This window comes from Methylophaga sp. (assembly GCF_030651745.1).
Window position 1 is genome coordinate 1 of sequence record NZ_JAUSCC010000032.1, and the last position, 11,476, is coordinate 11,476.

11 protein-coding genes are annotated in these 11,476 nt (G+C 43.9%); 4 read left to right on the forward strand and 7 right to left on the reverse strand.

Features of this window, described 5'->3' with window-relative positions; all coding sequences use genetic code 11:
- The 7 genes from Q7V21_RS03675 to Q7V21_RS03705 form a co-directional block, all read right to left on the reverse strand.
- The coding region (locus Q7V21_RS03675; RefSeq protein WP_304915990.1) for a cold shock domain-containing protein at positions 1-80 on the reverse strand (80 nt) is incomplete at its 3' end.
- A gap of 307 nt (positions 81-387) precedes the next feature.
- Positions 388-654 carry an oxidative damage protection protein gene (locus Q7V21_RS03680; RefSeq protein WP_304915981.1) on the reverse strand — a complete coding sequence of 89 codons (267 nt, stop codon included), beginning with the start codon at positions 652-654 and terminating at the stop codon, positions 388-390.
- Complete coding sequence (gene mutY / locus Q7V21_RS03685; protein ID WP_370654042.1) at positions 651-1,703, reverse strand: A/G-specific adenine glycosylase; 1,053 nt, start codon at positions 1,701-1,703, stop codon at positions 651-653. The genes Q7V21_RS03680 and mutY overlap by 4 nt, the downstream gene beginning before the upstream one ends.
- Before the next feature lie 49 nt (positions 1,704-1,752).
- The gene (locus Q7V21_RS03690) at positions 1,753-4,242 is read right to left on the reverse strand and encodes an AsmA family protein (RefSeq protein ID WP_304915982.1); all 2,490 of its coding nucleotides are present in this window, start codon (positions 4,240-4,242) and stop codon (positions 1,753-1,755) included.
- A gap of 60 nt (positions 4,243-4,302) precedes the next feature.
- Positions 4,303-6,228: a hypothetical protein gene (locus tag Q7V21_RS03695; protein ID WP_304915983.1), complete on the reverse strand. Its 1,926-nt coding sequence runs from the start codon at positions 6,226-6,228 to the stop codon at positions 4,303-4,305.
- A gap of 1 nt (position 6,229) precedes the next feature.
- Positions 6,230-7,513 carry an HlyC/CorC family transporter gene (locus Q7V21_RS03700; protein ID WP_304915984.1) on the reverse strand — a complete coding sequence of 428 codons (1,284 nt, stop codon included), beginning with the start codon at positions 7,511-7,513 and terminating at the stop codon, positions 6,230-6,232.
- A gap of 4 nt (positions 7,514-7,517) precedes the next feature.
- Positions 7,518-8,315: an inner membrane protein YpjD gene (locus Q7V21_RS03705; protein WP_304915985.1), complete on the reverse strand. Its 798-nt coding sequence runs from the start codon at positions 8,313-8,315 to the stop codon at positions 7,518-7,520.
- Between the two features lie 154 nt (positions 8,316-8,469).
- On the opposite strand from Q7V21_RS03705, the gene ffh reads away from it, so the two are divergent.
- From ffh to trmD, 4 genes are all read left to right on the forward strand, one after another.
- Positions 8,470-9,840: a signal recognition particle protein gene (ffh, locus tag Q7V21_RS03710; protein WP_304915986.1), complete on the forward strand. Its 1,371-nt coding sequence runs from the start codon at positions 8,470-8,472 to the stop codon at positions 9,838-9,840.
- 86 nt (positions 9,841-9,926) lie between these two features.
- The gene (gene rpsP, locus Q7V21_RS03715; RefSeq protein ID WP_304915987.1) at positions 9,927-10,175 is read left to right on the forward strand and encodes a 30S ribosomal protein S16; all 249 of its coding nucleotides are present in this window, start codon (positions 9,927-9,929) and stop codon (positions 10,173-10,175) included.
- A 21-nt stretch (positions 10,176-10,196) separates the two neighbouring features.
- Positions 10,197-10,718: a ribosome maturation factor RimM gene (gene rimM / locus Q7V21_RS03720; protein WP_304915988.1), complete on the forward strand. Its 522-nt coding sequence runs from the start codon at positions 10,197-10,199 to the stop codon at positions 10,716-10,718.
- Between the two features lie 8 nt (positions 10,719-10,726).
- Positions 10,727-11,470, forward strand: a complete 744-nt coding sequence (gene trmD / locus Q7V21_RS03725) for a tRNA (guanosine(37)-N1)-methyltransferase TrmD (protein ID WP_304915989.1) — start codon at positions 10,727-10,729, stop codon at positions 11,468-11,470.
- Positions 11,471-11,476 lie beyond the last annotated feature (6 nt).

An 11,476-nucleotide genomic window follows, 5' to 3' on the forward strand; every position in this document is an offset into this window, starting at 1 on the left:
GGACCATCGGCGCGTTCAATAAAGCCGAATCCTTTTGCGTCATTGAACCATTTCACTGTGCCTGTAACTTGCTCTGCCATATCAACCTCAATATCTTAAATCTTCTGCTAACTTAACTCCTAAGTCAGCTTACACTACCCCTTAAAAAGGGGTTAATCGCATTGTACGCCCAAAATTTAACAAAAAGTCACATTTATTTTGGAGATAACAAAATTTTTTAGTTGTTAGAAATAGCTGATAAATCGCGCAAAAAAACGCTTAGCTATTGAATTTAATGGCTTTATTTTTATTTCTGGCCACAAAAGAAGTAGATTTATTGAATTTAATTAACGACAACTGATGAGTCAGTATTGCAGTTAAAGTGCGCGATTTTGCTATTAACACAGGCTAAAGTGGCTTAAATTCAGCAGGCTTGTCTGAGCCTTCACCAAAGAAGAATTTCTCCAATTCGGTCTTTAAAAATGCTTGGGATTTCGGGTCGGCTAATGATAAGCGATATTCATTTATCAACATGGTTTGATGGGATATCCACATTTGCCAGCCTTCTTTTGAAACACTTTCGTAGATTTTTTTGCCCAGTTCGCCAGGATAGGGTGGGAAATCTAGTGCGTCTGCTTCTTTGTTGAGTTTTACACAATGCACGGTACGTGTCATAGCATCCTCTCGGTTGATGATAAGAATTCAATTAATTGTTTAACTGGAGCGGGTAAACCCATGGTTAATGCCTGGTCTATTTTAACCCAGATGTATGGATTATTCTCAGCAACTACATTAATCGGCTCGGCACTGAAAATAAGCGGTTGGATGGTTAATTTGAAATGACTGAAAACATGTCTGATTTCAGGTGTTGCTGAGTGAAAAACGCTATTTTTGATTGGCAGGGTATGATTTTCTGCCTCAGCGGTATCACCTTCCGGAAAACTCCATAAGCCTCCCCAGATACCATTTTGTGGTCGTTGTTCTAATAATATGTGCTTATCGTTATTAATATACACAAACCAGTTGGTTTGACGCGATGGTGTCTGTTTTTTGACTTTTCGTACCGGAAATAAAGTCGGTTCACCGGAGGCATAAGCCTGACAATCAGTTTGTAAAGGACAGCGCTCGCAATCAGGACGACTACGAGTACATAAGGTAGCGCCCAAATCCATTTGTGCCTGGATATAATTTGCAATACGGGCCGTAGGCAATAATTGCTCGGCACGTTGCCACATAGCGGCTTCGGCTTGTTTTTCACCTGGCCAGATATTGATTGCATCATAGCGAGCCAGCACACGCTTTACATTACCATCCAGAATAGGAAACGGTTGCTGATAGGCTAGAGCCATAATCGCTCCTGCTGTGGAGCGTCCAACTCCGGGTAAGTCGAGTAATGCCTGAAAATCTTGCGGAACCTTGCCCTCATGCAGTTGCTGCATTTGTACCGCCGCTTTATGCAGATTGCGCCCACGAGCGTAATAACCAAGTCCGCCCCAAAGACTGAGAACTTCATCAATATTGGCGTTTGCCAGCGCATTAACATCCGGAAAGTGTTTAATGAAACGCTGATAATAGGGGATAACGGTAGTGACCTGAGTCTGCTGCAGCATGACTTCTGAGAGCCAGATATGGTATGGCGAGGCATTTTGCTGCCAAGGTAAATCCTTACGACCATGTTGGTCATACCAGGCTAGCAAACGATCACTGAATGAATGAGTAGTCAAAATAGAAACAAGCCGTGGCCTATTGAGACCACGGCCGGAATGTCATTAATTAGAATAATTTTTTCAGCCGTTCTTTCAGCAAATCTTCAGCTGAAGGTTTAGTTTCTTCTGTTTTTTCTGAAGTCTGATCTTCAGCGGCTGGCTGTTCGGTAGTTTCTGTTTCGGATTCTGCTGGCGTCGCAGATTTGGATTCGATACCCAGTTTGCCACCCAATAAGCCACCGAGACCATCACCGAGTTTCTCTTTGAGTTTTTCTTCAGCTTTGGCCTTGATTTCACCTGTTGCCTGATCTTTTAAAACAGATGCTAAATCAACAGATGGTCTTGGGTTTTCAAAACTGCCGGTGATTTTGACTGGAATGGTCAGGCCTCTTAAATCTTCAAGACCTCTGCCGCCTTGACCTTCTGCAGTACCAACGACTGAAACCCTGACGGCATAATCAATAACTTCTCTGGGAATATCGATATCGCCAGCACCGGTCACGCGCAGTAATGGTGACATCAGTTCAAGATCCTGATTGTTAACAATACCTTCCTTTGCAGTGAATGAGCCTTTCAAACTGCTGAAATCAGTTTGAACAGGTCCAGTTGCATCGGTAGCCCGTTGACCAGAAATAACCGCTTTGGCCTGACGAATCGCTTCAGCAATATTAATACCTTTCAATGCGCCATCAGTGAAAGAAAATGCACCGTTACCAGCCAGACTTTGTTTAATGGCATCAATGTCTTTACCGCTGCCATTGAGCTTTACATTTGCATTGGCGGTGCCGGAAATGCGGTCATTACCGTTAAGATCCTTTAACAATGGTCCTGCCTGTACACCTTGCAGATTTTCATCAACAGCGAGTTTTAAACTGTCACCGCGAGCATCAAGGGTGACATTACCCTGGTACTTTCCCTGGTATAGATCCGCTGATAATGGACTGAGTTTTATCAGCCCATCTTTGGCATCAATAGTAATAACAATGTTTTCACTGCTGATACCACTTGCTTTAAGTTTGCCAATTTTGAAACTGCCCTTAGCGTTGATATCACGTAAGGTCTCCAGTGGAAAATCACTGCTGCCAGCAGCTGCGGCAGTAGCTGGTGTAGCAACCTCTTTTGCAGGTTTTTCAGTCGCTGGCTTGGCTTCTTTTTCTTTTACAGGCGGTAAATACCTATCAGCATCAATTTGATCCAGGGTCAGGTTGAAAGTGTAGGCAGGTTTTTCAAAATTATTGATGCCAAACTGGCCAGCAATCTGACTTTGATCGAGCGTTAGTTGTAGATCTTTAGCGTTAATGGCGTTTTTGCTGCCACTGATTTCGCTACTCAGTTGAACCAACTCCAAAGTGCTGGCATCTGCCATTTCCGGAAGCTCAATTTTAAGATCGCCGGCTAATTTACGTAAATTAAACGGTTTAATTTGCACATTACCGTTAAAAGCAAGATCGTCAGACAGAATCTTTTCAGCCTGCAGACGACCATTCATCGTCAAGTCTGCTAATTTAACAATCAGATCACTGGCTTGGAAAGTTTCGTCAGCCAGATTGGCAACGATATTAGTCTTCACATCTAATTTGGCTTTACCTCCAGGTAAATTTTCATTTGTGACATCACCAGTGATAGACAGATTGGTAATACGATGTTGCTGTGTTGCCAGATTAGCTTCGACCACACCGCTGAGTTTGGCATCAATGTTCTGATCTGTGCCACTGGCTTGCAAATCCATTGCAAGATTATTGATGGTTACCAATTCCCTGGCCATATTGGCGTTTATATCAGCACTCAGATTCAGGTTTGCCCGTTGTAACGGCATAGCAGAGCTGTTGGCAACCGTATTCAGTTTGAGTGATTCCAATGCGTAAATCTGTTTTTCCAGATCGACGATTACCTTGGTATCAACCTTGATATGAGCCTTAACATCAGGCTTGGTACTGATAAAGTCAAAAGAGGTGGTCAAGGCAGTAGGTTTGCCGGGAACCAAGGGGTCAGTATCCAGATTAAGATTACGTAGTTGGAAATTTTGATCGTTGCTGGCATCGGACCACAACACATTGGCATTACTTAATTTAACTCCAGCAATGTTGATTGCAGTCAGACCTTGACGTGGTTCTTTGGCCTGTTTTTCCACGGCAGGTGCCTTAGCATCACCTGTTGTCTCTTCGGCAGTGATCAGGTCATCCCAATTGGTTACGCCATCTTTATTGGTTTCCAGATTTAATAACAATCCATTTAACACAATGGTGTCCATTTCCAGCTGTTTTTTCAGTAACGGCAACAGTTTTATGCGAATTTCAGCACCTTGTACACTGGCAAACGATTCAGCTTTAAATCCACTAGCATTGCTAAGTGATAAAGCTCCAAGATCTAATGCTATCCAGGGAAATACAGACAGGCCGATATCTCCTTGTAAGGTCAATTTACGCCCTGTGGCCTTTTCGACCTGAGCTGCTATCTCATCTTTGTAGTCATTTGGATCAATAATGAAAGGAAGTGCTGCGAGAGCCGCAATAGCAATGATGATTATGGCGATAACCAGTTTGATAAAGGTGCGCATGCTTTGGATCCTGTGCTTTAGAGGGGTGTATAACGAAGATGATAAGCCATTTAACTGGGTTTATGAACCGGCTTTGACGATATAAGTAAAACGTTCATAGTCTAGGGTTGCTGAAAACAGATCCTTGGTTTCCACATTGATTGTCTTCCCTTTAGCATTAAATACCACCAGTTGGCGTTTGGGACTAAAGACACCTTTCTGTGTAATTAGTGCTGGAGATTGCGTATTTAATTGTAAACCCGGATATAAAAAACTTCCTGATTTGGGCTGGCAGGTCACTATTTCCGGAGAACCTTCAATTAAGCTGATACCAGCCTGAGCATTGTTTTGCCAATCACTACAAAACCAACAAATGGTGGCGAGTTGCAATTGATTCTGTATATTCAGCAATATCAATTCGTTCACATCAATACTGTGTTTGCAGTCTGCGATATGTAGCATGCTGCCTTGATCAGAATGGTTTAAAACCACGGCATTTAATGCTGTAGTCGCACCATTTAAAAAATCCACAATATTTTGAAAACCATGGACAAATTCGATCTGCTTAGCTTCGGGAAGCTGTTTTCTGGGAGATTGACGTTGATAATTGGCAGCCAGCTGTGGCAAAACGTGTCGAATCAGCTGTAAATCCAGAGTATTTTCTTGTTTATGAGTGGGGATGAGTTTTTGTCCGAGAACAGTTAACACATCCTGGGTTTGCAACATACGGTTGTCGACTGCTGCACGAATCAAGTGAGGTGTTTTAGCTAAGGCTCGAGGGGCATTATCTGCCTGTGCTTCAATACAAAAATAACCGGTTAACAGAAAAGTATTTTCAATAACTTGCTGTTGCGGAGGGATAGCGGTAATGACAACCTTATCCAGCAAATCTGAAAACATGGCATACAGCCGGTTGACGGCAAATTTCGATAAGCTGTATGGATCAGCAATGGCGATTAAGGCCAGACGTTTATAAATATTTTCGAAACTTTCCGTTTTGCCGAGCGCCGTAATTTCCGGCTGCAGCTCTAATGCCTTGGCCTTTTCGAGATACATCAATATTTGATTGAGTTGTAACCAGCAGTCCTGAGGAGCGGTTCGGTAGTGCATATAGGCATGCAAAACTTGCATAGCAATCAGGCTGCTACCCCGATTCAGGCAAAACAAGTAGCGAGGCTGATCGGCAGGACGTTCTCCGCGTTGATAATGTTTATCTGCCAGTGTGAAATATAGCTCGGCTAAACAACGTAAGGTATCGCTGAAGTTAATCAGGTTTTTAAACGTTGATTTTTTGATGCTGGCTGTTGCCATAATGGTTTTGCTGTCACGGTTTAATAAAAGCCGATTCAATTCATGGTAATAAACTTCAAGCAGGTTTATCTGACGACTTTCAGAAATGTACTGTTGTTTGATCGCTTGTAAGTTCACCAACAGAATTGACAGTCGCTGTGGTAAATCATCGGTAAGCTGGGATAACCAGGTTTTCAATAAAGCAGGATCAGTAATGATCTCGCCACGCCGTTCATCACCAACCATTGACGTAATTAAATGCAACTTTGGAAGATCTGGCGCTGGTCTGGCTTGTGAGCGTAACCATTTATTGCTAAGCCACATGCTGAATAATTTGGGATTAATTAATCTGGCAGGCGATTGCAGAAAATGAAAACCGTTAGCGGATAATTTAGTTGATTGTGAAAAATGTCTTTCAGCGAAAGCAAAAACAGAAAATACATTACCGCTGGTCAGTGGAAGTTTGATTTGCAGCAGATTGGGTTCACGATGGCTTTTGCCGCGGCTGCAATAAATATTGAGCAAGCTGATGTCACGTTGTTGCCAGGCTTTCAGCCCCTCTGCATTATCGACGTTATAAAAATATAAAACTGCGTGACCCAATCGGCTGATTTGCCATTTGGTCGTTACCGAAGCCTTGTATCGCGATAACAAGGCTTGCAGTTGTTGCTGATCTGCATCCGAGAAGCCGAAGCACCGTATCCGCAGATTAGCCAATTTAGATTTGCTCCGCCTCAATCGCTGGATGAATCTGGCGAAGTCGCACTGTTCTTATTGCGTTATCCGCAGTTTGAATTACTTCGATAATATAGCTGTTGATCCGTATGCTGACGCCGGGATCAGGAATGCTTTCCAAATATTCCAACACCAGACCATTAATGGTTTTGGGGCCATCAGTAGGCAAATTCCAGTCCATAGTCCGATTCAGTTCGCGAATATTGGCAGAACCATTAATAAGGTAACTGCCGTCACTCTGCGGGTGAATTTCCTTTTCATCATCAATTGTATTGGCAGTAAATTCACCGACAATTTCACGGAAAATATCTTCCAGCGTGATCAAGCCGAGTAAATCGCCATATTCATCAACAACTAGGCCGGTACGACGTAATTTACGTTGGAACTGAATCAACTGAGTATTAAGAGGAGTGCCTTCCGGCACGAAATAAGCTTCTTTGACTATGCTTTGAAATGTCTGGGGATTCAGGTTGTCCTGCGTCATCAGATTCAAGGCTTTACGCACATGTAATATACCGACAATATTATCCATGCTGTCCCGGTAAACCGGCAGCCGGGTATAACCACAATGCGACAGTTGTTTGATAATCTCAGCAAATGGCTGATTGATATCAATACCCTCAATTTCATTTCGCGGCACCATCACGTCATTCACGGTGATTTGCTCTAGATCCAGAATGCTCATCAACATATCTTTATGTCGATTCGGGATCATACTGCCAGCTTCCATTAACGCCACTCGCAATTCTTCTATATTAATAGCAGTCGAGGTGGCATCTTCCCGTGACACGCCAAATAATCCCAGCAATCGATTGGTAATGACACTGGTAAACCACACCAGTGGATAGAGAATGAATAACAAGGGTTTTAAAACAAAACTGGCCGGGTAAGCAACGCGTTCAGGATGCAGGGCGGCTAATGTTTTTGGAGTGACTTCAGCGAATAATAGTATGACCAGAGTCAAGGTGAATGTCGCCACCACAATACCGTTCTCACCGAGCAATTTAATACCAATGACTGTTGCGATAGCCGAGGCAAATATATTGACGAAATTATTGCCTAGCAGGATCAAACCAATTAATCGGTCAGGTCTGGCCAACAGACTGCTGGCAATCATTGCACCTCGGTGGCCTTGTGAGGCGAGATGTTTTAAACGATAGCGATTTAAGGACATCAAAGCTGTTTCTGAGCTGGAGAAAAACGCAGATAAAACTAACAGTAGAAACAGAATTAAAAACAGCGCGATTAAAGAGGTATTTTCCAGCATTAATTTAGCTTTGTATTATGAATTCAAGGATTATTTTGCTACCGACATATGCCAGCAATAAAAATCCAAAACCGGATAACGTCCATTTCACGGCTGTCTGGCTGCGCCAGCCATACTGATGTCGGCCCCATAATAATGCGGCAAAAACCAGCCATGCAATAATAGAAAAAACCGTTTTATGGGCTACATGCTGAGCAATGAAATCATTCACAAACACAAAACCGGTAACTAATCCTAAAGTAAGCAATATGAAGCCGGCATATAGCAATTGAAATAAGGCTTTTTCCATCGATTGCAGTGGGGGAAGTTTACGCACCCAACCACCGGCATGTTTATGCCGTAATTGTCTTTCCTGGAGCGCAAGAATAATAGATTGCATAGCCGCCAGTGCGAGTAAGGCATATGCGGTCAGCGACAGTAATATATGCCACTCCAAAGCGGGATCGCTGAGTGCACGTTGACTTCCCGGTGCTTCAACTCTGAGCATGAGGCATAAAGCGACAAGCGGATAAACCACAATTCCTGGATGGGCTACTGGAAAACGTAAACCGGTTAGCATGGCAATAAAAGCCATTAACCATGCAGCCATGGACAATGTGCTCATAAGGCTGAGATCCCAACCCTGGGCAAATTTCATAGTGAAATAAATATCCGCAGCATGGAATAACAACGCCAATGTGGTCAATATTCCGATCGGTAAGGCAAGTTTATTCGCGTTATGATCACGTTTGACAAAGTCACGGATCAAAATAACGCTGCTACTTAAATAAAGTAGGAAGGCTAATGCGTTGGCAATGGCCATGAGGGGAGATCCTTAAGTTCCAATAATGTTATCCAGTTTAAATGCTAGCCTAATCATAAATGATAAGCTGCTTCGCCGGATATCATATCAGTTATAATGCCATACCTATCTAGATAGTACTGATTTTCAGACACCAAACGATGCAGGATACATTATGTTTGACAGCCTAAGTGACAGACTTGCCGGCAGCCTCAAAAAACTGCGGGGCCAGGGTCGGATCACCGAAGACAATATCAAAGAAACCTTACGCGAAGTACGTATGGCTTTACTTGAAGCTGATGTGGCTTTGCCCGTGGTTCGCGATTTTATTGAAAAAGTAAAAGAGCGGGCGATGGGGCAGGATGTGATGCGCAGTCTCACTCCAGGCCAGGTTTTCGTCAAAATAGTTAATGACGAACTGGTCGCCGTGATGGGTGATGAAGATAACAGTCTTAATCTGAACAGTCAGCCGCCGGTTGTCATTTTGATGGCAGGTTTACAAGGTGCGGGTAAAACCACCAGTGTGGCAAAACTGGCCAGATTCTTAAAAGAGCGGCATAAAAAATCGGTAATGGTTGCCAGTGCAGACGTCTACCGTCCAGCGGCGATCGAACAGCTTAAAACACTGGCGACTGACGTGGAAGCCATGTTTTTCCCCAGTGATGCCAGCCAGGATCCCGTCGAGATTGCCAAAGCTGCAGTAGCACAAGCCAAACTTGAATATGTTGATGTAGTCATTATTGATACTGCGGGACGTCTGCATATTGATGATGACATGATGGGTGAAATCAAACGCATCCATGCGGCAATTAATCCAGTTGAAACCTTGTTTACGGTTGATAGCATGACCGGTCAGGATGCGGCCAACACCGCTAAGGCGTTTAACGAAGCCTTACCGCTTACCGGGGTGATTCTGACTAAAACAGATGGTGATGCGCGTGGTGGTGCGGCCTTATCGATCCGTCATATCACTGGTAAGCCCATCAAATTTATGGGTGTCGGTGAAAAGACCACCGCGTTGGAAGTGTTCCATCCAGATCGTATTGTTTCTCGTATCCTTGGCATGGGTGACGTGCTCTCGCTGGTGGAAGAAGCGCAGCGCAAGATGGATGCCGGGTCAGCTGAAAAACTGGCTAACAAACTCAAAAAAGGCAAAGGTTTCGATTTCGAAGACTTCCGCGAACAATTACAGCAAATGAGCAAAATGGGCGGGCTTACTTCATTAATGGATAAATTGCCTGGTATGGGTCAGCTTCCTGATTCAGTTAAAAATCAGGCCAATGACAAAGAGCTGGTTAAAATGGAAGCAATGATTAATTCGATGACACCTAAAGAACGGCGGCGTCCTGAATTAATAAAAGGATCGAGAAAAAAACGTATCGCAGCTGGCTCAGGAACACAGATTCAGGATGTTAACCGGTTACTGAAACAGTTCTCACAAATGCAAAAAATGATGAAAAAAATGGGCCAGAAAGGTGGCATGGCTAAAATGATGCGCGGCCTTGGTGGAAAACTGCCAATGGGCGGCGGTGGCATGCCATTTTAAGGTAATCGTATTTACAGCTTTGCAAAGCTGAGATAAGTGCGTAAAATAACTCTATTTTTCCATCCAGATTTTCAACGGGTAGGTTTATGGTAACAATTAGAATGACTCGCGGCGGCGCTAAAAAGCGTCCTTTCTACGGCATTGTCGTAACAGATTCACGCAGCAAACGTGATGGTCGTTATATCGAACGTGTTGGTTTTTTCAACCCAATCGCTAAAGGCCAGGAAGAAGAATTACGCATTGATCTGGACCGCGTTAAACATTGGATCAGCCAAGGCGCGCAAACTTCTGAGCGTGTTGCTCAGCTGATCAAACAAGCGCAAAAAGCTGCTTAATTTCTATCCGGGAGCCTCGTGATGGCTGATGCCAGCGAATTTATCCCGGTTGGGAAAATATCAGGAGTTTTTGGCGTTAAAGGCTGGGTGAAAGTTTTTTCTTTTACCGATCCTCGCGACAACATACTTGAGTACAAACCACTTTATGTACATCGCCATGGAGATTGGGTACCAATCGAAGTGAATGGCGGTCAGTTGCAAGGTAAAGCGGTTGTCATGAGTCTGGATAAGGTTACTGACCGTAATCTTGCCATGACACTTATCGGTTCTGAGCTGGCGATTAAACGATCGCAACTGCTCGAAACTGAAGAAGATGAATATTACTGGGCTGATTTGGTTGGCCTGACAGTGATTAACACTGAAAATGAAGTACTGGGAGTAGTTGACCACCTGTTAGAAACAGGGGCCAACGATGTCCTGGTGGTAAATGGGACAGATGCTGATACGCAATATCTGATTCCATTTGTGCTGGAAAGAACCGTATTGCAGGTTGATCTGGAAAATAAACAGATTCAGGTTGATTGGCAAGCCGACTATCTTTGAACAATGAAATGCAGCTATCGGTAATTTCATTGTTTCCCGAGATGTTTGCTGCGGTTACAGAATATGGCGTAACAGGACGGGCGGTAAAACAAGGCAAATTAAGCCTGTATTATCATAATCCCCGGGATTTCACGTCCGATAAACATCAGACCGTGGATGACCGCCCTTATGGTGGCGGCCCTGGGATGGTCATGAAAGTAAGTCCATTGTTGGATGCCATTAATCTGGCAAAACAACAGCTTGGTGATGATGCAAAAGTCATTTATTTATCACCACAGGGACAGAAACTGAATCAACATGCGTTAGGCCAAATGGCTGAACGCAAATCGATGATTCTGCTGGCTGGTCGATACGAAGGTATTGATGAGCGGTTGATAGAACAGGAAATTGATGAGGAATGGTCGATTGGTGACTATGTCCTCAGTGGTGGTGAACTGGCAGCCATGGTGATGATTGATGGTATTGCCCGTTTGTTGCCTGGGGTATTGGGTGATGCTGAATCCGCAGAACAGGATTCATTTATGAGTGGTCTGTTAGACCATCCGCATTACACCCGCCCGGAAACGTTAAATGGCCAGACAGTGCCAGCCGTACTGTTAGGTGGAAATCATGAGGCGATACGTCAGTGGCGTCTCAAACAGTCCTTAGGACGAACATGGTTACGGCGACCTGATTTGTTGGAATTGATAACTTTAACAACAGAACAGGCTGCTTTATTGGAAGAATTTATTGCCGAGCGCGGGCAGGATTAGTTGGGA